The sequence below is a fragment of the Ruegeria sp. HKCCD7255 genome (assembly GCF_013031565.1).
GTDB lineage: Bacteria > Pseudomonadota > Alphaproteobacteria > Rhodobacterales > Rhodobacteraceae > Ruegeria.
Genome location: NZ_WQAG01000002.1, coordinates 109,919 through 133,338, shown reverse-complemented (window position 1 = coordinate 133,338; position 23,420 = coordinate 109,919). Strand labels below are relative to the sequence as shown.

Below are 23,420 nucleotides of genomic sequence, written 5' to 3'. Positions count from 1 at the left end.
GCTATTTTTCGCGATCAACCGCATCTTGTTTTAGCCGCGTCATGAAGGCATCCGAAATGTGGTCTTTCAGCGCGCGCGCCGCACCCTCTTCGTCGCGGGCAGCGATGGCGTCTACGATGGCCTTGTGCTCTCGCAATGCGATCTCGCCGCGCCCCTGCACCGCCAGCGATGTGGTGGCCATCAGCGCCATACTGCGATGCACCAGATCCAGTTGCTGCACCAGATACCGGTTGTGCGAGGCCAGATGGATCTGTTCATGAAACCGGCGGTTCGCCCGTGACAACGCAGGTGGATCCCCCACCAGTGCGGCGTCCTCAGTAACCATATCCTGCAACACTTTGATCTCTTCGGCGGTCGCATGACGCGCGGCCAGCCCGGCGGCCAGCCCTTCCAACTCGCTTCGCACCACGTAAAGCTCGGCCATCTGGTTGTGATCCAGCGAGGCAACGATCAGCGACCGGCCATCACGTTCCAGCAGCGATTGCGTCTCAAGCCGCTGCAACGCCTCTCGGATCGGGGTGCGCGACACGCCAAACCGTTCTGCCAGCTCGCTTTCGACCAGACGGTCGCCCGGTTTATAGACACCGACATCAATGGCTTCGAGGATCAAAGCATAGGCGTCCTTGTTGGACTGTCTCGACTGGGGCATCACAACTTCCATTCATTCGTTCGAACCTGTCTATCCGTCCCAAGGGGCGGCAATCAAGGGTGGCATTGAAAACACCGGGCGGTCGGCCTAAACCCGAACTATGGTGAAACCGGCTTTTTCTCATGTCACCCAATGGGTGTTCGACCTCGACAATACGCTCTACCCACCGCATATGCGCCTGTTCGATCAGATCGAGGTGCTGATGACCGATTACGTGGTGCAGGCCATCGGCGTCGACCGCCCCGAGGCCGATAGGCTGCGGTCGCATTACTGGCGCGAATACGGCACCACGCTGGCTGGGCTGATGGCAGAACATGATCTGGATCCTGATCCCTATCTGCATGCGGTGCATCAGGTAGACATGAGCCATATGGAGCCCGACGCCACCTTGGCCGGCCATATCCGCGCTCTGCCCGGGCGTCGCATTGTGTATACTAACGGCTCAGCGCCCTATGCCGAGCGTGTTTTGGCGGCGCGCGGGCTGGATGGGCTGTTTGACGCGATCTATGGTGTCGAACATGCGGGCTATCGCCCCAAGCCAGAAAAAGCCGCGTTTGAGGCGATCTTTGCGCAGGACGGAATCGAGGCGCAAAAGGCCGCGATGTTCGAGGATGACCCCCGCAATCTTGCCGCCCCGCATCAGATGGGAATGCGCACCGTGCACGTCGCGCCTGACCCGCATGAGGCCGACCATATTCATCACCACACCGATGACCTGACCGCGTTTTTGGGCCGCCTGCGATAGGCTGTCACACTGCGACGATCTGTGCGTTTCGCGGGCGCAGCATTCGCCCCATATCCAGCCTAGCGACGAACAGAATCGGAGATCCCAATGACCGCGCTAGAGATGCCGCAGCGCTTGCCCTTGTGGCAGCGCGTTTTGTTTGCAGTGCCCCTGTTTGGCTGGATGGCCCGGGATGCCGCCAATGCACAGCCCGAGGATCTGTATTACACCGCCGCAGCGATCTTTAGCATGTGGGGTTGTGCGATCCTGTTGTTCGGTCTGCCCGGGCTCTATATTCCCGCGCTTCTGATGGTGCCGTTGATGTTTCTGATCCTGGTCCTCATCTCACGCGGATGACGCACGAGACAGGATGTCGCTTGGCACGCCCTACCCGGCGGCACTAAGGTCTGCGGGAACGGAGACATGCCCATGAGTGACAGCTGTGACATCCTTATTTCTGGCGGCGGAATCGCAGGCCTGACAGCCGCGGCAGCCTTTGGCACGGCTGGCTTTGACGTTATATGCGTCGATCCGACCCCTCCGATCACCGAACGCGATGTGGACGGGTCAGACCTGCGCAGCACCGCCTTTCTGCAACCTGCCCAAACCCTGCTTGAACACTGCGGGCTTTGGGACCGTCTGGCCGCCGATGCCGCGCCCTTGCAGATCATGCGGATCGTGGATGCGGGCGGTGATGTGCCGGAACCCCGCGTGGTACGCGATTTCAATGCTTCGGATGTCTCGGACAAGCCCTTTGGATGGAACCTGCCCAACTGGCTCTTGCGGCGCGAGATGGTGGCCCGGCTGGCCGATCTGCCCAATGTGGATTTTCGCCCCGGCACAGGCACAGTCAACCTGTTCACCCGCATCAATGAGGCGCGCGTCGGCCTAAGCGAGGGAAGCCGCATCCACTGCAAACTGGTCATTGCTGCTGACGGGCGAAACTCGCCCATGCGCGAAGCCGCCGGGATCGCCACCCGCACCACGCGCTATGGCCAGAAAGCGCTGGCCTTTGCGGTCACACACCCGATCCCGCATGACAATGTCTCGACCGAGATCCACCGCTCAGGCGGGCCGTTTACCCTTGTGCCCCTGCCAGACTGGCAAGGACAGCCGTCCTCCGCGATTGTCTGGATGGAACGTGGCCCCCGTGCAGTGGAACTGTTGAACCTGGAACCAGAGGCCTTCGAGGCGGCGATGACCGAACGATCCTGCGGATTGTTCGGACCACTGAAACTGGCCTCGCGGCGCACAATCTGGCCGATCATCAGCCAATCGGCTGAACGGTTGTCCGGCGAACGGGTGGCCCTGATGGCCGAAGCGGCGCATGTGGTCCCGCCTATCGGTGCACAGGGGCTGAATATGTCCCTGGGCGATCTGCGCTGTCTGCTGGAATTGGCGCAGGCCCGCCCCGAGGGGCTGGGCGATGCAGCCATGCTGGACGCGTATCACAAAGCCCGCCATTCCGAGATCGAGCTGCGCGTCAAAGGTATCGATCTGTTGAACCGCGCCTCGATGATCGAGGCGCGTCCGTTGCGTGATGCGCGGGCGATAGGTCTGAATGCACTTTATTCCCTGCCACCGGTGCGCAAAACGCTGATGCAAATGGGTCTTGGAATGCGCTGAGGCGCTGCCCTTACAGAACCTGATCCAGCACCCGCTTTAGCCGGGCAATGGTGCCATCGACATCATACAGCTTGTCCAGACCAAACAGGCCAAGGCGGAACGTGCTGAACCCTGCGGGCTCATCACATTGCAACGGCACGCCTGCTGCGATCTGCATGCCCAAAGCTGCGAATTTCTTACCGTTCTGCACCTCGGGATCCGCTGTATAGCTGACCACGACGCCCGGCGCGCCAAATCCATCTGCCGCGACCGAAACGATCCCTTTTTCGCGCAGCATCGCCCGCACGCCATCGCCCAAGGCCCACTGGGCTTGACGCAGCTTTTCGAACCCGTAAGTGCGGGTTTCCTGCATCGTGTCGCGAAAGGCGCGCAGCGCATCGGTTGGCATCGTGGCGTGGTAGGCATGGCCGCCATCTTCATAGGCCTGCATGATCTGACGCCACTTTTTCAGATCCACCGCAAAACTGTCCGAGGTTGTCTCGGCCAACCGCGCCTCGGCTCGCTTGGACAGCATAACCAAACCGGCACAAGGAGACGCGCTCCACCCCTTTTGCGGGGCCGAGATCAGGACGTCTACGCCGGTTGCCTTCATGTCCACCCAGGCACAGCCTGAGGCGATGCAATCCAGCACCATCAACGCGCCGACCTCATGTGCTGCTGCAGCCATTTGTGTCACGTAGTCGTCCGGCAGGATCAATCCGGCCGAAGTTTCGACATGCGGCGCGAATACGATATCCGGGCGCTGCTCGCGAATTGTTGCAACCACCTCTTCGATTGGTGCGGGCGCAAACGGAGACGGGCTTGAATTGCCGGTTTCACGTGCCTTCATCACCGTCGCCGACGCCGTTAACCCGCCGGATTCGATAATTTGGCTCCACCGGTAGGAAAACCAACCATTGCGAACCACCAAGACGTTGGCTCCTTTGGCAAATTGGCGGGCGACAGCTTCCATCCCGTAGGTGCCGCCTCCGGGTACGATGGCGACTGCATCCGCATTATAAACCTCGCGCAGCATGGACGAGATATCGCGCATAACCTGTTGAAAATTTTGCGACATGTGGTTGAGAGAGCGATCCGTGAAGACAACCGAAAACTCTTCCAGACCGGTGGGATCGACATTATCCAATAGCGCGGGCATGCTTTGTCCTTTCCTTGGCTTGCCCCTTTCTGCACGCTGTTGAACGCAAGGTAAAGCGTTCCAAATCTGCTGCGTTTCTCCGTAAAGTCACCGCTAAATTTACGGTTTCTTGTGCTAGCAAATCAGAACAGTCGAGAAGAAGTGACGCTAAACAGAGTCACCCTCCCTTTACACCATTGCGTGTTTCTGAGCATATGCACTCACTTTTTAATAGAAGAGGTCTTGAATTCGTGACTGAACAAAGACGGATCAGTTTTCAAGTTGTGCGGGACGAGGTCAAACGACGGATCGAAACCCGAGTTTGGCCACAAGGTTCTTTACTCCCGACCGAAACTCAGCTGGCCGAAGAGTTCAGCTGCGCTCGCGCCACAGTCAACCGGGCTTTGCGCGAACTGTCCGATCAGGGATTTGTCGAACGCAAACGCAAAAGCGGCACACGGGTCAAAAAAGAACCCAGAAAACAAGCCAAGCTTGAGATTTCCCTGGCGCGCCAGGCCGTCGAACAGCAGAACTCGGACTATCGCTATGCGCTGGTCGAGCGGAATGTGGTTTCAAGCCCACGCTGGCTGACGTCGCAGTTGAATGTCGATCCGGACGCACGCGTTCTACATATCGTTTGCATGCATTACGCGGACAACCGCCCCTTCCAGCTGGAAGAACGCTGGGTTGTAATTGAAACGGTTCCTGAAATCGAAACGGCGGATCTGAACCATTCCGGCCCCCATGAATGGCTGTTGAACGCAGCCCCCTTTACCGAAGCCGAAATCGCCTTTTCCGCCATTTCCGCCGATGGCCGCCTAGCCGAGTTCATGGGCACCACGACCGGAACGTCGATGATCCAATTGGAACGCACGACGTGGAAAGACGGCCAGCCTATGACGTTCGCCCGCCTGACCCATCATCCTGGGTATTGTATCCGGTCGAAGTACTGATCACCCGATCGGGCCCGGCAAGCGCTCTTCGCTGAGCAGAACGTTTGCCTCAACGTCGCCGGCACCAGGCAGTGTCATGATCCGGCGGCGCAGGACGCGCTCGAAATCGGCCAGATCCCGCGCCACAACCCGCAATCGGTAATCATAGAGCCCCAACACGTGCTCAACGGTCTGAACCTCGGGGATGGCGCTCACGGCGCGTTCGAAATCTTCCAGGCTGATCTGCCCTTTGCGGCCAAGCTTGACGCCCAGAAACACGGTTACCCCAAACCCCAGCGCTTCGGCATTCAGACGCAGCCTGCGCCCTTTGATCACCCCGGCCTGTTCCAACCTGCGAATACGCCGCCAGGTTGCGGGCTGCGACAGCCCAAAGCGGCGCCCCAACGCACCAGCGCTTTGTGTCGCATCCTGTGCAAGCGCGCGCAGGATTTTGCGGTCGACCTCATCCAATTCGATCATACCGGCAACACCTCGTCGCGTTTGACACGCGCGATATGCATCAGCGCCTCGATATCCGCGATATGCGGCAAGGTCAGAATGCGATCACGATACACTTGCTGATAATGTGTCATGTCACGCGCCAGCACAGACAGGCGCACGTCAACACGCCCCAGGAAGGTCTGGATCTCGATCACTTCCGACACGTCCCGCGCGGCTTCGGTAAACTCGTCAAAGGCGCGCGGTTGCGTCTTGTCCAGCGTGATCCGCAAGGAAACCTCAACCGCATAGCCCAATGCGGCCCAGTCGATCACCGCCTCTTGCCCCTCGATGATGCCCGCCGCCTGCATCTTCTCGATCCGTCGCCAGCACACGCCCGCGCTGATCCGGCATCGTTCGGCCAGTTCGGCTGTGGTCAGGCTGGGTTCGGCCTGAAAGATGCGCAGGATGCGCCTGTCGATATCGTCAAGCATGATTTCTTCAGGTTCTTCTTATTTCGCGAATTATTCTTCACCTTTTTCTTCAATACTCAATCCAGACCCTATCGCCAATACTCATCCCGCAGGATAGAAGCACAGCAATCGAAACAGAAAGGACCGGCGAAATGCGCGTCTATTACGATCGCGATTGCGACATCAACCTGATCAAAGACAAAAAAGTGGCCATCCTGGGCTATGGCAGCCAAGGCCATGCCCACGCGCTGAACCTGCGCGACTCGGGTGCGAAGAACCTGGTTATCGCCCTGCGCGAAGGCTCACCTTCGGCCAAGAAAGCCGCAGCTGAAGGTCTGGAGGTGATGGGCATCGCCGAAGCTGCTGCGTGGTGTGACGTGATCATGTTCACCATGCCCGACGAATTGCAGGCAGAGACCTACAAGAAATATGTCCATGACAACATCAAGCCGGGCGCCGCGATTGCATTCGCCCACGGCCTGAACGTACATTTCGGCCTGATCGAGCCGAAAGAAGGCGTTGACGTCATCATGATGGCACCCAAAGGCCCCGGCCACACTGTGCGCGGCGAATACACCAAAGGCGGCGGCGTGCCCTGCCTGGTGGCCGTTGACAATGACGCAACTGGCAAAGCGCTGGAAATCGGCCTGTCCTATTGCTCGGCCATCGGTGGCGGTCGCTCGGGCATCATCGAAACCAACTTCCGCGAAGAATGCGAAACCGACCTGTTCGGTGAGCAAGCTGTTCTGTGCGGTGGTCTGGTAGAGCTGATCCGCTGCGGCTTTGAAACTCTGATCGAGGCAGGCTATGCGCCCGAAATGGCCTATTTTGAGTGTCTGCACGAAGTGAAGCTGATCGTTGACCTGATCTACGAAGGCGGCATCGCGAACATGGATTACTCGATCTCGAACACAGCCGAATACGGCCAATACGTCACCGGCCCGCGTATCCTGAAATACGACGAGACCAAAGCGCGTATGAAAGAGGTTCTGAACGACATCCAGCAAGGCAAGTTCGTCCGCGACTTCATGCTGGAAAACGCCGTTGGTCAGCCGACCATCAAAGCGTCGCGCCGTGCCAATGACGAGCACATGATCGAGGAAACAGGCGCTAAGCTGCGCGCCATGATGCCCTGGATCTCGGCTGGCAAAATGGTCGACAAAGAAAAGAACTAAGCCTGACTTCAGTCGGTGAAAGGGCGGCCAACAGGGCCGCCCTTTTCAATTGGCAACTGCGTTCGCATAGCGCTCGCCCAGCACAAAATCCCAGCCGCTGTCATAATTTTTGCGTTTGTCCGCAGCCTCGGCTGCCCAGACCTCCCACCCTGAATGGGTCAGCGTCACCTTGGTCTCAGCGTCGTTTTGAGCTTCAAAACTCACTTCAACACGGGTGGGGTAATCCGTATTTGTCCCCGGATGCCATGTGAATGCGATGCGCTGGCCCTCTTCATAGACCAAAACCTCACCCCATTCTGCGCGGTCGCCATCATACATGGTCTCATAGACCGCCCCACCGACCCAAGGTTCGATTGTCACTCCAAGCGCGGGCTGGTTATGGGCCGCCGATACCGCGTGCCCCTCCAGAGGCCACCATTTCGCGATACGGTTTACAAAGATATCAAAGGCGCGCGCGGGCTCGGCTTTGACAACAACAGTCTTCACAATAGGATCGGTCACGCGTCTTCCTTCCCTGAATTTACCTCATCCGCAAATCGGCTCATCACCTCCGACCAGTAGCGATCAAGCCATGACCGCAGCGCATCCAGCCCGTCGGGACAGGCCGTGTAGATGCGCCGCGTGCCCTGAGCCTGACACATCACCAGCCCCGCATCGGACAACACGCGAAGGTGCTGCGACACGGCAGGACGGCTGACAGGCATGTCCGCTGCGATCTGCCCCACTGATTGCGGCTTGCGCGCCACCGCCTCGAACACGTGTCTGCGTGTGGTATCCCCAAGGGCTGACAGAGCTTTTTCGTAAGTCATAACTTACGGTAAATATAAACTTACTCTTTGTCAAATTCCCTTCGTGACACCGGTCGGCCTGCGAGATAAGGGGATGGAATGGTTGAACAACCTTCAAAGCGTGACTGGAGCGGCGTCTTCACTTTGGGCCTCATATGGGGCGCAACTTTCATGGTCGTGGCCATGGCACTTGAGGGGTATGGCCCGATCACCGTTGCCACGGCGCGTACCACCCTGGGAGCGGTGACATTGCTGCTTTTGATGCGACTGTCCGGCCGCCGCATTCCAACGCTCACACCTGCTCTGGCGACATCCATTGTGTTGATCGGCTTGTTGTCGACCGCAGTGCCGTTCATGCTGCTCAGCTGGGGCCAACAATTTGTGCCTTCGGCCTTTGCCGGGTTATCCATGGCCGCGATCCCGCTGATGGTCCTGCCGCTTGCGCATTTCTTTTCGGATGAGCCGATGAACCTGCGCCGCCTGATTGGTGTCTGTCTTGGCTTTACCGGCGCGCTGGTGCTGATGGGGCCGGGTCTGGCGCAATTGGGACAAGGTGCAGAGCCGCTTGCGCAACTGGCCTGCATCTGCGCCGCCCTGTGCTATGCCAGCTCGTCGATCATGACACGTCGGTGTCCACCGATTGACCCGCTGGTTCTGGCTGCGCTGATGCTGCTTGTCGGTGCCGTGGTGTTGATACCGATCCTGCTGATGACCGAGGGGCTACCAACCTGGCAAGGGCCCCGCCCAACGCTTGCTTTGCTCGTTTTGGGCCTTGTACCAACCGCCTTTGCCACGTCGCTGCGGGTATCCATCACGCGCAGCGCTGGCTCGGTTTTCCTGACGCTTGTGAACTATCAGGTTCCGGTCTGGTCGATGGTGTTCGGGGCCTGGATCCTGTCCGAGGCCCTGCCCCTGCGCTTCTTCGGCGCGCTTGCGCTGATCCTCACCGGTATGGCCATCAGCCAGTGGTTCAGCCTGAAACGAATGCTGAGCCGCGCTTAGCCCGCAGCGGCCTCAACCTCGGCCACGATTCCGTTCACCACCTGCGTCAACAGACCGTCATCTTCGCATTCCGCCATCACCCGGATCAAAGGTTCGGTCCCGGACTTGCGGATCAGCAGACGCCCTTTGCCGTTCAGCTGCGCCTCAGCCTCCGCAATCGCAGACTTGACGCTGTCAGCCTCCAGCGGCACCTGCCCTTCACCATAGCGCACGTTCTTGAGCAGTTGAGGCACGGTTTCGAACTGGCGCGACAGCTCGGAGGCCTTTTTCTCGGACAGAACCATTTCCGCCAGGAAATGCAGCCCGGCCATCAGCCCGTCGCCTGTGGTGGCATAATCGCTCATCACGATGTGGCCGGATTGCTCACCGCCCAGGTTGAACCCGCCCTCGCGCATCCGCTCAACCACATAGCGGTCACCAACGGCAGTGCGCTCCAAACGCAAACCTTGCGCGCTTAGATGCCGCTCCAGCCCCAGATTGGACATCACGGTGGCCACCAAAGCCCCGCCCTTCAGCTGATCTGCCTTACTCCAGGCCGAGGCCAGCAGGGCCATAAGCTGGTCGCCATCTGCCACGGTACCGGTTTCGTCGACAATGACCACCCGGTCTGCGTCGCCATCCAGGCAGATCCCAACATCCGCACCATGGGCCACAACCGTTTCAGCCGCAAATTCGGGATGGGTCGAGCCACAATCGAGGTTGATATTCTTTCCGTTCGGCGCAATGCCAACCGGGATAACCTCGGCACCCAGTTCCCACAGGACTTCAGGCGCGGTACGGTGTGCAGCACCGTTGGCACAATCGATCACCACTTTCAGCCCGTCCAGGCGCACATCCCGCGGCAGGGATGATTTCACCCGCTCGCCATAGCGAAACCGCGCATCATCCACCCGACGCGCGCGCCCGATATTCTGCGCCTGAGCAGGTTTGACACCCTCTTCGATCAGCCGCTCGATCTCTAGTTCGGCCTGATCGGACAGCTTATACCCGTCGGGGCCAAAAAACTTGATGCCGTTGTCCTCTGCCGGGTTGTGGCTGGCCGAAATCATCACCCCAAGGTCGGCCCGCATGGACCGGGTCATCAGCCCGACCGCTGGTGTCGGCACCGGCCCCAACAGCAACACATTCATCCCGGTCGAGGTTAGCCCGGCGGTCAGAGCGTTCTCCAGCATATAGCCCGAAAGCCGCGTGTCCTTACCGATGACCACCCGATGCACACCCGAGGCATCGCGGCGGAAATATCGCCCCACAGCCGCGCCGATGCGCAGGGCCATCTCGGCCGTCATGGGATGCGTGTTCGCGGTGCCACGCACCCCGTCGGTTCCGAACAATTTACGCATCAATACTCTCCTGAAACACCTGCCTGCGTCCGAATTACCGGACGGCAGCCCACAGACGCAAGGCCTGAGCGGTCTCAGCGACATCATGCGCACGAATGATCTGCACACCCTGAGACAATCCGGCCAAAGCCACAGCGATTGATCCCGGCGCGCGCGCATCCTTGCGTGGCTCTTTCCCAATCTGACCGATCAGCCCCTTACGCGACACTCCCAGCAGGATTGGGCACCCTAACCCATGGAAAAGGCTGATATTTCTCAAAAGTTCCAGATTATGCTCTTGGGTCTTCCCAAATCCGATACCGGGATCAACAATAATCCGCTCATGTTTCAGACCCAATGCGATTAGCCGCTCAATCTGCTGCGCCAGAAAATCATACACGTCCAGCAAGACATCCTCATAACGCGGGTCATCCTGCATCGTTGCCGGATCGCCCTGCAGATGCATCACACAAACCGGGGCATCGTGTTCTGCACAAAAAGGTGCAAGCTGGGGGTCAAAGGTAAAGCCCGAGACATCGTTGATCAGCCCTGCCCCTGCCTCGAACGCGGCCTGCGCGACTGAAGCTTTACGTGTGTCGATCGAGATCACAGCCTCTGTCTCGGCGCGGATCGCTTCGATCACCGGGCGGGTCCGCCGAATCTCTTCGTCCTCGGGAACAAAATCTGCGCCGGGCCGCGTGGATTCTCCGCCAACATCCAGAATGCTGGCGCCGTTTTGCACCATATTTCGGGCCGCATCTCGTGCCGCCTCAACCGAGTTGTGCAACCCGCCATCCGAGAAACTGTCGGGGGTCGCGTTCAAGATCCCCATAATCTGAGGCTGCGACATATCCAGTGCCGCAACTGAGGCGCGCGGACGCGTCAGGCGATCTTGCCAGCCGCTGGGCAAGTCCGGCACAGGCACGACCTGCGCAGGTTTACCTCGTTGCAATTGCTCGGCATGGGTAAACCACAGATCCTGCCGCCCCGCCAAAGGCACAGCCCCGTTTGGACGTGCAGGACCATGTTGAACCAGCGGGCGGAAATACATTGTCACAGGGTTTTCTGATCGACAGATACCGCGCGCAAAGGCGTTTTTGGCGCATCCGGCAATTCGCCTCCGATCACCATCATTTCGCTGGCTTCAAACGTCGATGCAAACCACGCGGCCAAGGCCACAGCATCTGACGGGGCCGCAGACGGCCCGTCCACCGCATCCAACACGATCTTGGACGGTGCCCAGACACAGATTTGACCGTTGCGCATCGCCCAATCCAACTCGGTCCGGGTCGAGACCACAACACAGCGATGATCACGCGCGGCCAGAACCCAGGCGTTCTGTTCGATTGCCAGCAGGTCGATGCGGCGCTGGGTCATCGCGTGACCGGTTTGTGATACAGGCAGATCAGCGGCACCAACACAAAGGATCAGCGGACGCTGACGGCTTTCCAACTGATCGATCCAGCCTGTCAGCTTGTCCGACGCTATCGCTTCATTGGACAAAAATACCAAACGGGGATGCGGGCGTTCTTCCTCGACCAAATCGGGGTCAACTGCGTCTTTGCCACGTACGATTTCAACCCCAAGCGCGCCCGGACCGCGATCAAGTTTTTCTATTCGAACAAAGGCTCTTACAGCCTGTGGCTCAAGTAAAATTCGCTCGGCCACACGATCTGCCAGTGTTTCGAGCAGGTTCAGCCGCTCTGCCGCCAGCTCAAAAGAAATGGCCTCGGTCACCTTGTCATAAGACAGGATACGATCGACATCGTCATCAATAGGGCCGGTCAAAGGTCGCACTTCGACAACGATGTTGAAGCAGATACGCTGAGTGGTGCCACGCTCGGCCTGAAACGCCCCGATCTCGACGTCGACAATATGATCGCGCAGAGAAATCCGGTCCAGCGGCCCACGCGGCGCGGTAGCTTCGGATCGCTCGGACGGGTGCGCAAACGCAAGGCGGATTTCGGAACTCATGGGTCTCGCCTCTTTGGCCTCGGCTGATCAGTTCGCCCCTTCTAGGCGGTCTGCAGGCCTATAACACCCTTGTAAACGCCATTCCAGCCACTGAATGCGTCGTCCATCGACAACGCACGCCCCATCATCTGTCAACGACATCGCGCTACGCCACCGCAGAATCCGCGATGGCGCTTTGGTCAGTTGCTGGCTGTCCGGTAGTTGTGGCGATAGAAGATATGCACACCGATCCGCGCGGTTTCCTTGTATACGCGCGACCAAGACGGACGCACTGCCTTGGTGTGGTAATGCGTAGCCCCCTCGGTCAGATCCTCGGTCAGCCCATCAATCGCGGCACGTGCAACCTTGGCGACGCGCTCATAGGCGCGTTTCTCATGAATGACCTCTTTCTGGCCATCACAAGTATAAGTGAACTGACACTGGTATTTCTTGCCAGTACCCTGCTGGATCACACCGCACAGCGAGTCGGGGAACCGCGTGCTGTCGACACGGTTCAGAATAACCTCTGCCACCGCGAACTGGCCTTTCACGCTTTCACCGCGTGCCTCAAAATACAGCGCTTCGGCCAAGCAACGGAAATGCTCATCTCCGGTGGCATCGGGCTGCTGGTCCAACCAGTCTTTGGTATAGCTCATTTCAATCTGTTCCGGCGCTTTGCGCGGCTTGAACAGAGTCAGATAGTCTTTGAAGCTTTGTGCTGGCAGCTCATTGCGGGCGACCAGTTCTTCCTTTGTCGATTCAACGGTCTGCCGGTCTGCATATGACAAACCGGGCAGCACGGTTGCTGCCGAAACGGCAACAGCCAATATGTAGCTCTTCATCAGATAACCTCGCACAGGCACATACGCGCCAAACCCTCCCCCGGCGGGCGCGTCGAGGCTGATAGCCGACAATTCGCCGAACGTCCAGTTTTTCGGCAAATGCAAGTAAAAAATTGCTCACGCGGTTAAAAACTTTCAACAATGGCGCGTGTGCGATGCTACTATTTCTATGGGGCCTGAGCCGCGTCAACCCCCAAGTTTAGAAGAAATCGCCAGTTGAGCGGCAGTCAGCCGAGCCACCGGAACCCGGAAGGGCGAACATGAGACATAGTCGAATCCAAGCGCGCGACAGATCGCAATTGATTCGGGGTTGCCGCCATGTTCACCGCAAACCGACAAGGTTACACCCGGCTGCGCCTCCCGCCCTCGCTCGGCTCCCAACCGAAGCAACTCGCCCACGCCATCTGCATCCAGCACGTGAAACGGATCTTCATTGAACACGCCCAACCGCACATAGGCCGACATGAACCGGCCCGCGTCATCGCGCGACAGGCCATATGTCATCTGCGTCAGGTCGTTGGTCCCGAAACTCATAAAGGCAGTGTGCGGCGCGATTTCGTTCGCCCGCAAACATGCGCGCGGTGTTTCGACCATCACGCCCAGACGATAGTCGAACTCTTGGCCCTGTTCCGACGCAACTTCGGTGGCGACCTTGTCGATACGTGCCTTGACCAGCTCAACCTCACGCTTGGCCGAGACCAGAGGAATCATCACCTCGGGCACAACCGGCGCGCCGTCTTTTGACGCCTCCAGCGTCGCCTCAAAGATCGCGCGGGCCTGCATGTCGTAGATCTCGGGGACAGTCACACCCAGACGAACCCCGCGCAGCCCCAGCATCGGGTTGTATTCGCTCATTGAATCCACCCGTCGTTCGACATCCGACACAGGCAGATCCAATGCTTCAGCCACTTCCCGCTGTCCGCTGCGGGTGGTGGGCAGGAACTCGTGCAGCGGCGGGTCAAACAGGCGGATACAGACCGGTTGACCCTCCATGATGCGGAACAGCTGGACAAAATCCTGCCGTTGCATCGGCAGCAAGCGCTCCAACACGGCCGCCCGGCCCGAGGGCGTCTGCGCAAAGATCATCTCGCGCATTACCGTCAAACGGCCGGGATCAAAGAACATGTGTTCCGTCCGGCACAGACCAATCCCTTCGGCCTGAAAGTTTCGAGCGGTCTGCGCGTCGGCGGGCGTATCGGCATTGGCGCGGATGGCAATGTCACGCTCGGCATCTGCCCAGCCCATAAGCGTTTGAAAACTATCATCCAATGCGGCTTCCAGCATGGCTGGCTCACCCACCAGAACCTGCCCAGACGAACCATCGATCGTCAGGACATCTCCGGTCTTGAACACCCGGCCATCGGGGGCGGTTAGTTGTTTCAACTTGGTCTGGAACCGCATCTCCGAGGCCCCGACGATACAGGGCAGACCCAGCCCGCGCCCGATCACTGCCGCGTGGCTGGTCATGCCGCCCTTTTCGGTCAGAACCGCCACCGCCGCATGCATCCCGCGCACATCCTCGGGCGATGTTTCGCGGCGCACCAGAATACAGGGCTCCCCCCGCGCCGCGCTGGCCTGTGCTTCGGCAGCAGTAAAGACCAACCGGCCAGTCGCAGCGCCCGGGCTGGCACCAATGCCGGTGGTCAATACGTCTCGCTTGGCGCCGGGATGAACCTGCCGGTGCAGCAACTCGTTCAGCGAATGCGGATCGATCCGCATCACCGCCTCTTGTGGGGGGATGATTCCGTCTTCGGCCAGCCGCACGGCAATCCGCACCGCTGCGCGCGATCCGCGCTGAACCCGGACGCCGTCGAGAATATGCACATTGCCGTTCTGGACAACGAACTCGACCTGCATCTCTTCGCGCAGTTTCTCACGCATCAGCGCCGCATGGGCCTTGAGGTCGGAAAACGCCTCGGGCGCGACATCTTCCAGCGAGGGGCCGCGCTCATCCTTTTGCAAAAACAGGGCCGAGACGCCTTCCCCCAACGCATCGCGCCCCTGGCTTTGGCTCAGGTATCGCCCGGTGATCTGCGGCTTTCCCGTGGCCGGATCAACCAGTTGCAACACGCCCGAGCCACACTCGCCCTGCCCGACACCGGGAATCATTTCCTGAATGACCAGGCCCAGCCCCGCATCCGCAGGCGCGCCCTTGGCTTGACGCAGCAGCCGGGCTGATGTGCCCTCCCACGCGCGGGCCATGGAGCGCAGAACTCCGACCAGCTGTTCCCCACGCTCCTGAGGGAAGGCTTCTTCGGTCTCATCCTCGTAAGCGCGCAGCGTCAGGCTCAGACCTTCGCGGCCATCAGCGTCGATATCGTCGAAGACATCCGGGTCAAGACGCGCCACATGGGTCGCGTAACTTTGCGCAAATCGCAGATAGAGCGCCGCAGCCGCGTCGCGGCCCATATCCGCCGACAAGTCCAGATACCGCGCGTCATTCATGCCGATGTTCAAAACAGCGCCAGGTCCGCCCCAATCGGGATCTTCGGAACTGGGCCGCACGCACAATAGCGCGGTGGGTTCGAACTGCTCTAACACCGCCGAGATATCAGGCACATTCCCATTCGCAATCTGGTGCACCGACTCAAACGACAGCGCCACAGTCCGGGGCACCGGCATGTCCAGCCGCACCAAGCGTTGCAAGCATTTCGCCCGCCCGCCATGGGTATTGGCTGCGACCGGCGCGTCAGAGGTGATCAGAGTGGTATGTGGATTATTCTGCACTGCGGCACCTTTTGGTTTCACCGCAGCATAGGCAGATGGGCCGGTCACGCAAGGGTGATCTGGGCGCGTCCGCTCGCGCGCCCAAGGGTTTAGCCGTCGATCTTCGACAAATCCGCAACCGACGAACAGATCTGCCGGATCTGGCTGAGCAGGTTCAGACGGTTGCGCCGCAGGATGTCATTGTCGGTATTGACCTGCACATCCTCAAAAAACGCATCCACCGGCCCGCGCAACGCCGCCATAGCTGCCATCGCCGTCGGAAAATCTTCACCCTCCAGCGCCGCGTTGATCTGATCTTCAGCCTGTTCCAAAGCGCTGAACAGCGCCTTTTCGCTGTCGGTCTCGGCAAATTTCACATCCGCGCCATAGGAGTATTCGACCCCGTCCTTCTCTTCGGCCTGCGTCAGGATGTTGTTGGCGCGTTTGAAGCCCTGCACAAGGTTTTCCCCATCCTCGGTCGCAATCACCGCATTCAGCGCACGCGCGCGTTTGACAAGCAGGTTGAGGTCGTCATTGCCGTCCATCACGATACAGGCGTCAATGATATCGTGGCGGATGCCTTCATCGCGCAGAAAGACCTTGAGACGGTCATGGATAAAAGAGAGGAGGTCGTCGGATGCGTCGGGAACCTTTTTCTCTAACTCAAGAAATGCCGCCGCAGGTAATCCGCCAATTTTTTCTTTGACGGTCTGAAAAGCTCCACCAAAAACGCCATGACGCGCGATTTCTTCAAGAAGATCGCGGACATTTGCATCCGGTAGTGCGTCGTTGATGGCGCTTTCCGCCCGAACCAACTGACTGTCAAAAAAGCGATCCAACCGAAGATGTAGATCGTTGCCAAAAATCAACCGAATAACCCCCAGCGCCGCACGGCGCAGCGCAAACGGGTCTTTCGATCCGGTGGGCTTTTCATCAATCGCCCAAAACCCGGTCAGCGTGTCCAGCTTATCGGCCAGTGCAACGGTCACTGACAAAGGTGCGGTGGGCACGTCATCCGATGGGCCCAGCGGCGAGTAGTGTTCCTGCGCCACCGCGGCTACGGCGGCGTCTTCACCTGCGGCCTCGATGTAATACCGCCCCATAAGCCCTTGAAGTTCCGGGAATTCATAAACCATCTCAGAGCTCAGGTCGGCCTTGGCCAAACGCGCGGCTTTCTCGGCCTGATCCGCATCCGCGCCTGTCACCGGGGCCAGCTCGCGGGCCAGAGCGGCGATGCGGTTGATGCGTTCGGCCTGTGTGCCCAGCTTGTTGTGGAAGGTCACATTCTCCAACGCGCGGGTCCATTGGGTGATGTCCGATTTGGCGACGCGCAGGTCATTCTCCCAGAAGAATTTCGCATCCGCCAGACGCGCCGACAGCACCTTTTGGTTCCCTGCCAGCATGGTCGCGCCATTATCGGCGGTTTCGCGGTTGGCCACTGTAATGAACCGTTCGATCCGCCCGGTCTTGGGGTTCTTCACTGAAAAGAACTTCTGATGCTCTTTCATCGAGGTTTGCAGCACCTCGGGCGGCAGGTCGAGGAATTCGTCATCGATCTGCCCCATCAGCACCACAGGCCATTCAACCAGCCCGGCAACCTCGGCCAGCAGGCCCTTGTCTTCGACCACCTCAAGACCGGCGGCAAAAGCCATGTTCTGGGCGTCGTTCCAGATATACTCGGCTCGTTCTTCGGGCGACAAAACCACAAAGGCGCGTTTGAGCTTGGCGGCGTAATCCTCGAAGGAGGTTACAGAAAACCGGTTTGGCGCCATAAACCGGTGACCCTGCGTGCTGTCTCCGGCCGTGATCCCCTCGACTGTAAGCGGCACGATCTGCGCGCCTGTCTCATCACTCAGAATGCACAGGATCGAGTGCAGCGGACGTACCCAGCGCATAGGGCCACTGCCCCAGCGCATGGATTTCGGCCAAGGAAAGTTGCGAATGGTGGCCTCAACCACTTCGGCCACGATCTCAGCCGCCGGCCGGCCCGGTTTTTCGATCATGGCGAAATAGACCGCGCCTTTGGGGGTCTCACGCTCTTCCAACTGATCACGGGTCAGCCCTGCGCCGCGCAGGAAGCCTTCGATGGCCTTGTCCGGCGCGCCCACTTTGGGGCCCTTGCGTTCTTCGCGTACCGTGGGGCTTTCAGACAGCAGCCCTTCGACCGCTAGGGTCAAACGACGCGGCGTTGTCAGGGCGGCGGCCCCGGAATAAGTCAAACCGGCCTCGACCAAACCATCGGTGATCCGCTTTTTCAGGTCTTCACCGGCGCGGGTCTGCATGCGCGCGGGGATTTCCTCGGAAAACAGTTCGATCAGCAGGTCGGGCATTTTCGGTCCTTAGAAATTTACAATCGTCTGGATGACGATGGCATTGGCAATATCCACAAAGAATGCGGATACAAGGGGGAGCACGATAAAGGCAATAGGCGACGGGCCATATCGCTTGGTTACGGCTGTCATATTTGCAATCGCTGTGGGTGTGGCGCCCAAAGCAAAGCCGCCAAAGCCTGCAGCCAGAACGGCGGCGCGGTAGTTCGACCCCATAATCGGAAACAGCGCCCAGATCACAAAGACCACAGTGAACAGGGTTTGCGCGGTCATGATCACGGCAATGGCCAAACCAAGTTCGGCAATGGTCCAAAGTTGCAGGCTCATAAGTGACATGGCCAGAAAGGCCCCCAGCGCAAATTCGGATATCAGCGCCAGCGAGGGCGTCTGCGAGACCGGCGGTGCCGAAGGAAACAGCGCTGTGCGCAGATTGGCGATCACGATCCCCATGATCAGACAGGGCACGAAAAGTGGCAGTTTGAGGCCAGCCGCCAGGATAACCTCGTTCAGCATATAGCCGAAGATAATCGCGATATTGAGATAGAGAAGCACCCGCATGATCGTGAGGTGATCAATCTGCGATTTGCTCTTCCCGGCCTGGTCCGGCAGCCCGACGATGAGTTCTTCATCCGGTCGCTCCGGCGACAAATTGCGGCCCTCGATCAACAGCCGTGCGATTGGGCCACCCACAAGGGCCGCCAGAACCAGGCCCAGCGTTGCGACGGCCACGCCCAGCTCGGTCGCGCCGTCGAGCCCGGTAGCGTCCCCTACCGCCGGGGCCCAGGCGATGGCTGTCCCGTGCCCCCCGATCAGCGCCGCCGAGCCAAACAGGACACCCGCCTGCGCCGGATAGCCAAAGATCGTCGCGCCCACCGCACCGATTACGTTCTGGGCGGCGATCGTCGTCAGAGTGAGGATCAGAAGTAAAAACAAGGGCTTGCCACCCGAAATCAAATCAGCGATCCGCGCATTCAGCCCGATGCCCGCAAAGAACAGGACGAGCAGGAAATCCCGGGTCTGAAGCTCAAACGACAGCTCAAGCCCAAAAACCAGGTACAGCGCCAACACCACCAACGAGGCCAGCAACCCACCGGTTACCGGCTCGGGGATGTTGAACTGTCGCAGAACAGCCACCCGCGCATTAAGCTCGGCGCCGAGCAGATAGACCGCAAAACCAAGGGTTGCGGTTAGAAACTGCGGGATTTCAACCGCATAACTCATGGCTGTACTTCAGCTTTCCGGACGCGGCGGGCATTCTTCGCCAACCACTGTCCCGTCATAGGCCTTTTCCCCACAATTGTTGAGCGCATGCCAGACATATCCTGCCCCATCTTCGGTGATGGCTACGATCCGGTCGACACCATAGCGGATGTTTTTGGCCCCCAGGAACGCCTGCGCCCGCCCGGATTTCAGATCATCCGCCAGTTCGACCGCATCATAGCAGTCAAACCATCCCGGCGCAGTAAGCGGTTCAGGGTTTTCGACACGTTGATAGGCTTGCAACTGATCAAACCCCAATTCGGTTTGAAAACAGGCCCGATACCGGATCGGAGAACTGTCCGCGTCAATAGCCTGAAACTGCTCGTAAGAAATGGTGACTGGCGTATCTGTATCATGCGGCAGCAAGGTCACATCTTGCCCGGGTTGCGCCTCGACCTCGTAATAGAACCCATAGACCTGCAGGTAATACATCGCACCACCGGCCAAAGCGGCTGAGGCCAAAAGGATAATCGCAAGCAGTTTGCCGGTCATGACCTACGCAACCTCTTTCATCTTCGAGATAAATCGGACAGTTTCCCAGTTAACCCGTTCAGATATAGGGCTTTGAAGATGGACACCACATTTATCGTCGGGTTTTTCGGGGCCCTTTTTGCGATCATGAACCCGATCACCAACCTGCCGGTGTTCCTGAGCGTTACTGATGGCCTGACCCCTGCTGATCAGCGCAAGGTTGCGGTCAAAACGGCCGTCTATTGCCTGATCTTGGGAAGCGCCTTTGCAGCCGTGGGTAACCAGGCCCTGGGTCTGTTCGGCATTAGCGTCAACCATCTGCGGGTGGCAGGTGGGCTGGTTGTTCTGATGATCGGGTTGAACATGCTGAACGGACATGAAAGCAGCTCGCATCATGGAACAACGGGGGAAAAGGATGCCTATCCCGAGCCCGCAACGGTCGCCTTTTACCCGCTGGCCTTTCCAATTCTGGTCGGGCCCGGCACGATCACGACACTGATCCTTTATGCGCACCAGATTGACAAACCCGTCAAAGCGCTTGGTTATGCCGGCGTTTTCGGAGCAGTTGTCCTGTTGCTGTTCGTGACCTTCTGGAACGCGGCGGCCATTGCGCGCCATCTGTCGGACACGGCCCGCGTGATCATGAGCCGCTTTATGGGCATGATCTTGTCGGCCATTGCCATCAGCATGATCGCAGACGGTTTGAAAGTGTTGCTGCCCGGCTTGGCCTAAGGCGGCCATCAGGCCTCGAACCCGGCCGCTTTGGTCTGAACAAATGCATCTGCGCATTGTTTGGCCAAAGCCCGCACGCGCCCGATATAGGCCTGACGCTCGGTTACCGAGATCACGCCCCGCGCGTCCAGTAGGTTGAACATATGGCTGGCCTTGATGCACTGGTCATAGGCTGGGTGAGCCATGATGATCCGTTTCCCGGTCTTGGGGTCGATATCCTCTTGCGCCAGAATGGCCGCGCATTCGGCCTCGGCCTCTTCGAAATGGCGCAGCAGAACCTCGGTATTAGCGACGTCAAAATTCCAGCGGGCGTATTCTTCCTCGGTCTGTTTGAAGACATCGCCATAGGTCAGCGGGCTGGGCGACTGCGGATCATTGAAGGGCATATCCATGACATGATCGATGCCCAGCACATACATCGCCAGACGTTCCAGCCCATAGGTCAACTCACCCGAGACAGGCGCGCAGTCATGGCCACCGACCTGCTGAAAATAGGTGAACTGGCTGACCTCCATACCGTCGCACCAGACCTCCCACCCCAGGCCCCAGGCGCCGAGCGTGGGGCTTTCCCAGTCATCTTCGACAAAGCGGATGTCATGCAGCTCCATATCGATGCCGATGGCCTCGAGGCTGCCCAGATACAGCTCCTGCAGATCCGGCGGGCTGGGTTTGATCAGCACCTGGTACTGGTAATAGTGCTGCAACCGGTTGGGGTTCTCACCATAGCGTCCGTCGGTCGGACGGCGTGACGGCTGTACATAGGCCGCAGCCCAGGCCTTGGAGCCCAAAGCACGCAGTGTTGTGGCCGGGTGGAACGTCCCTGCCCCGACCTCCATGTCATAGGGCTGCAGGATCGCACAGCCCTTCGAGGCCCAATAGGTCTGAAGCCGCAGGATGATTTCCTGAAAAGAGCGTGGCGCACTGGACGGTTCGGTCATGACATTCCCTTTGGGCGCATCGGGCACCCGGTTCCGGTCGGTTTTGCCCTTCCTATGCAAGGGGTCCATGGGCGTCAACGGGCCTTTGCACACAGGTTGTCACTGCGCGGCCACAGTGCAAATTCCCCGTAACACAGGCATGGCGTTCGGGGGCTGAAATCGCGTAACCTGCGCCTCAGACAAAAACACTGCATAAAACGGGCAGACAATGACACGCGTATTTGCTGCAATTTTCTTTATCTTCACCATTGGTCTGGGCGCTGCGCAAGCCCAGGAGGATCAGGGCGTATGGGTGCAAGTCGAAGCGCGCCCAACGCTTTTCGAAGCCCAAGAGCGGGCGCAGGCCTATGGTGACCTGCTACCGGATGTGAACGGGTTTCGCCTGAATTCCGGGTGGTACGCTATTGTCATCGGCCCCTACCTGCGCGCGGATGCGGAACAGGTCTTGCGCGTCTACCGAGCCGAAGGGCAAATACCCGGCGACAGTTTCATCGCCCTGTCGAACCAGTTGGGTCAGCAATTCTGGCCGGTTGGCGCAAATGTATTGGACCGTGGTGTCATCTCGACCCCGGTGGAACCGGCAGTTGAACCAAACCAGCAGCTTGGTTTGAGCGTTCAATCCTCGGACGAAACACGCGCAGAAGCTTTGCAAGGTGAGCGGTTGCTCAGCGCGCAAGAGCGTCGCGATCTGCAGACGGCATTGAAAGCTGGCGGTTACTACGCATCGACAATCGACGGCGCTTTTGGTGCTGGCACACGGCGTTCGATGGCGGAATGGCAGCGGTTCAACGGGTTTGAGGCCACGGGTGTCCTTACGACGCTGCAACGCAAGACATTGATGGGCGAGTTCAATGCCCCGCTGATTAGCGTTGGCATGGCGCGCCACAGCGATGCGCAGGCCGGAATGTCTTTGGACCTGCCGCTGGGCGTTTTGGCCTTTGACCGGTATGAAGCCCCCTTTGCGCATTTCAAAGCCAGCTCAGATCTGGACGCGCAGGCGCTTTTGATCAGCCAGGAAGGCAACCGAGCCACGCTGCAGGCGCTTTACGAGGTGATGCAATCGCTTGAGATCATCCCGCTGAACGGCCCCAGAGAGCTGCGCAACAACCGTTTTACCATCGAAGGGCGCGGCAACGGTATTGTGTCCTATACGCAGGCACAGCTGGAAGACGGCAAGATCAAAGGCTTTACCCTGGTCTGGCCCGAAGGCGATGACGCAAGACGCACGCGTGTTCTGGCCGCCATGACAAACAGCTATGCCACAACAGATGCAGTACTGGACGCTGCAGCAGGTGCTGACGCTGATCAGCGGATCGACCTGGTCTCGGGCCTGCAAATCCGCAAACCGCGCGTTTCGCGCTCGGGCTTTTTTGCCGATACTTCGGGTATCGTCCTGACCGTGGCCGAGGCCGCAGACAGTTGCGCGCGCATCACGCTCGACGGGGATCAGCAATTGCAGGTGGCCTGGAGCGACGCGGAACTGGGTATTGCTGTCTTGCGACCCAGTCAGACCCTGGCACCGATCAACGTGGCCGAGTTCAGCCCCGTGACGCCCCGCATCCAGTCCGAAATTGCGGCATCCGGGTTCTCGTATGAAGGCGCTTTGGGTGCACCCACGCTGACCTTCGGACAAGTCGCCGATATTCGCGGATTGAATGGCGAAAGCGGTGTGAAACGCTTGACCATGAGTACACAGCCCGGCGACGCGGGTGGCCCTGTCTTTGACGATAACGGCCACGTGGTCGGCATGTTGCTGCCCACCCCCACCGAAGGCCGCGCCTTGCCCGCCAGCGTCAGCCTCGCTGCATCGGTGGACAGCCTGAATGCGGTGCTGGAAAAAGCCGGTGTTGCAGGACAGGCCGGACAGAGCGAAACGCGCATAACCCCCAATGAACTGAGCCGCCGCGCCAATGGCATGACGGTTCTGGTGCATTGCTGGGACTAA

The 23,420-nt window shown here is 59.2% G+C and carries 23 protein-coding genes; 8 read left to right on the top strand and 15 right to left on the bottom strand.

Going from position 1 to position 23,420, the window contains the following annotated elements:
- Window position 1: 1 nt before the first annotated feature.
- Window positions 2-649, bottom strand: coding sequence for a GntR family transcriptional regulator (locus GOX45_RS04420; protein ID WP_171098411.1), 648 nt, complete (start codon window positions 647-649; stop codon window positions 2-4).
- Between the two features lie 100 nt (window positions 650-749).
- On the opposite strand from GOX45_RS04420, the gene GOX45_RS04415 reads away from it, so the two are divergent.
- The 3 genes from GOX45_RS04415 to GOX45_RS04405 all read left to right on the top strand — a co-directional run bounded on the left by GOX45_RS04415 (window position 750) and on the right by GOX45_RS04405 (window position 2,999).
- Window positions 750-1,394 (top strand): pyrimidine 5'-nucleotidase, encoded by a 645-nt coding sequence (locus tag GOX45_RS04415; RefSeq protein WP_171098409.1) that lies wholly within the window; start codon window positions 750-752, stop codon window positions 1,392-1,394.
- An 87-nt stretch (window positions 1,395-1,481) separates the two neighbouring features.
- On the top strand, window positions 1,482-1,730 hold the full coding sequence (locus GOX45_RS04410; protein ID WP_171098407.1) for a hypothetical protein: 249 nt from the start codon (window positions 1,482-1,484) through the stop codon (window positions 1,728-1,730).
- A 72-nt stretch (window positions 1,731-1,802) separates the two neighbouring features.
- Entirely contained in the window at window positions 1,803-2,999 is a 1,197-nt protein-coding gene (locus tag GOX45_RS04405; protein ID WP_171098405.1) for a UbiH/UbiF family hydroxylase, read from the top strand.
- Window positions 3,000-3,009: 10 nt separating this feature from the next.
- Here GOX45_RS04405 and GOX45_RS04400 read toward each other — a convergent pair whose 3' ends face one another.
- Window positions 3,010-4,137, bottom strand: a complete 1,128-nt coding sequence (locus GOX45_RS04400; RefSeq protein ID WP_171098403.1) for an aminotransferase class V-fold PLP-dependent enzyme — start codon at window positions 4,135-4,137, stop codon at window positions 3,010-3,012.
- A gap of 230 nt (window positions 4,138-4,367) precedes the next feature.
- Between GOX45_RS04400 and GOX45_RS04395 the strand changes: the two genes are divergently transcribed.
- Window positions 4,368-5,069, top strand: a complete 702-nt coding sequence (locus GOX45_RS04395; protein WP_171098401.1) for a GntR family transcriptional regulator — start codon at window positions 4,368-4,370, stop codon at window positions 5,067-5,069.
- Here GOX45_RS04395 and GOX45_RS04390 read toward each other — a convergent pair whose 3' ends face one another.
- Together GOX45_RS04390 and GOX45_RS04385 are read right to left on the bottom strand one after the other, a co-directional pair.
- Entirely contained in the window at window positions 5,070-5,528 is a 459-nt protein-coding gene (locus tag GOX45_RS04390) for an Lrp/AsnC family transcriptional regulator (RefSeq protein WP_171098400.1), read from the bottom strand.
- Window positions 5,525-5,980 (bottom strand): Lrp/AsnC family transcriptional regulator, encoded by a 456-nt coding sequence (locus tag GOX45_RS04385; protein ID WP_171098398.1) that lies wholly within the window; start codon window positions 5,978-5,980, stop codon window positions 5,525-5,527. Before GOX45_RS04385 ends, GOX45_RS04390 begins: the two co-directional genes overlap by 4 nt.
- A 131-nt stretch (window positions 5,981-6,111) precedes the next feature.
- Between GOX45_RS04385 and ilvC the strand changes: the two genes are divergently transcribed.
- Window positions 6,112-7,134: a ketol-acid reductoisomerase gene (gene ilvC / locus GOX45_RS04380; RefSeq protein WP_171098396.1), complete on the top strand. Its 1,023-nt coding sequence runs from the start codon at window positions 6,112-6,114 to the stop codon at window positions 7,132-7,134.
- Window positions 7,135-7,179: 45 nt separating this feature from the next.
- Here ilvC and GOX45_RS04375 read toward each other — a convergent pair whose 3' ends face one another.
- Together GOX45_RS04375 and GOX45_RS04370 are read right to left on the bottom strand one after the other, a co-directional pair.
- On the bottom strand, window positions 7,180-7,635 hold the full coding sequence (locus tag GOX45_RS04375; protein ID WP_171098395.1) for an SRPBCC domain-containing protein: 456 nt from the start codon (window positions 7,633-7,635) through the stop codon (window positions 7,180-7,182).
- Window positions 7,632-7,943, bottom strand: coding sequence for a helix-turn-helix transcriptional regulator (locus GOX45_RS04370; RefSeq protein WP_171098393.1), 312 nt, complete (start codon window positions 7,941-7,943; stop codon window positions 7,632-7,634). The genes GOX45_RS04375 and GOX45_RS04370 overlap by 4 nt, the downstream gene beginning before the upstream one ends.
- A 78-nt stretch (window positions 7,944-8,021) precedes the next feature.
- Between GOX45_RS04370 and GOX45_RS04365 the strand changes: the two genes are divergently transcribed.
- On the top strand, window positions 8,022-8,924 hold the full coding sequence (locus GOX45_RS04365; RefSeq protein ID WP_171098391.1) for a DMT family transporter: 903 nt from the start codon (window positions 8,022-8,024) through the stop codon (window positions 8,922-8,924).
- Here GOX45_RS04365 and glmM read toward each other — a convergent pair.
- From glmM to GOX45_RS04325, 8 genes are all read right to left on the bottom strand, one after another.
- Window positions 8,921-10,264: a phosphoglucosamine mutase gene (gene glmM / locus GOX45_RS04360; RefSeq protein WP_171098390.1), complete on the bottom strand. Its 1,344-nt coding sequence runs from the start codon at window positions 10,262-10,264 to the stop codon at window positions 8,921-8,923. The two genes, GOX45_RS04365 and glmM, sit on opposite strands and share 4 nt — an antisense overlap.
- Before the next feature lie 34 nt (window positions 10,265-10,298).
- Window positions 10,299-11,294 carry a dihydropteroate synthase gene (gene folP / locus GOX45_RS04355; protein WP_171098388.1) on the bottom strand — a complete coding sequence of 332 codons (996 nt, stop codon included), beginning with the start codon at window positions 11,292-11,294 and terminating at the stop codon, window positions 10,299-10,301.
- 2 nt (window positions 11,295-11,296) lie between these two features.
- A complete protein-coding gene (locus GOX45_RS04350) occupies window positions 11,297-12,217 on the bottom strand; it encodes a dihydroneopterin aldolase (protein WP_171098386.1) in 921 nt (306 codons plus the stop codon).
- A gap of 179 nt (window positions 12,218-12,396) precedes the next feature.
- Entirely contained in the window at window positions 12,397-13,038 is a 642-nt protein-coding gene (locus GOX45_RS04345; RefSeq protein ID WP_171098384.1) for a cell wall hydrolase, read from the bottom strand.
- Between the two features lie 186 nt (window positions 13,039-13,224).
- Entirely contained in the window at window positions 13,225-15,786 is a 2,562-nt protein-coding gene (locus tag GOX45_RS04340; protein WP_171099241.1) for a pyruvate, phosphate dikinase, read from the bottom strand.
- A 68-nt stretch (window positions 15,787-15,854) separates the two neighbouring features.
- The gene (gene glyS / locus GOX45_RS04335; RefSeq protein WP_171098383.1) at window positions 15,855-18,074 is read right to left on the bottom strand and encodes a glycine--tRNA ligase subunit beta; all 2,220 of its coding nucleotides are present in this window, start codon (window positions 18,072-18,074) and stop codon (window positions 15,855-15,857) included.
- Between the two features lie 9 nt (window positions 18,075-18,083).
- Entirely contained in the window at window positions 18,084-19,295 is a 1,212-nt protein-coding gene (gene gltS / locus GOX45_RS04330) for a sodium/glutamate symporter (RefSeq protein ID WP_171098381.1), read from the bottom strand.
- A 9-nt stretch (window positions 19,296-19,304) separates the two neighbouring features.
- The gene (locus tag GOX45_RS04325) at window positions 19,305-19,826 is read right to left on the bottom strand and encodes a DUF6446 family protein (RefSeq protein WP_171098379.1); all 522 of its coding nucleotides are present in this window, start codon (window positions 19,824-19,826) and stop codon (window positions 19,305-19,307) included.
- Between the two features lie 78 nt (window positions 19,827-19,904).
- Here GOX45_RS04325 and GOX45_RS04320 point away from each other — a divergent pair, with 78 nt between their 5' ends.
- Window positions 19,905-20,537, top strand: coding sequence for a MarC family protein (locus tag GOX45_RS04320; protein WP_171098377.1), 633 nt, complete (start codon window positions 19,905-19,907; stop codon window positions 20,535-20,537).
- An 8-nt stretch (window positions 20,538-20,545) separates the two neighbouring features.
- Here the strand turns inward: GOX45_RS04320 and GOX45_RS04315 are convergent, their stop codons facing one another.
- Window positions 20,546-21,475, bottom strand: a complete 930-nt coding sequence (locus tag GOX45_RS04315; RefSeq protein ID WP_171098375.1) for a glycine--tRNA ligase subunit alpha — start codon at window positions 21,473-21,475, stop codon at window positions 20,546-20,548.
- 208 nt (window positions 21,476-21,683) lie between these two features.
- Between GOX45_RS04315 and GOX45_RS04310 the strand changes: the two genes are divergently transcribed.
- Complete coding sequence (locus GOX45_RS04310) at window positions 21,684-23,420, top strand: serine protease (RefSeq protein WP_171098373.1); 1,737 nt, start codon at window positions 21,684-21,686, stop codon at window positions 23,418-23,420.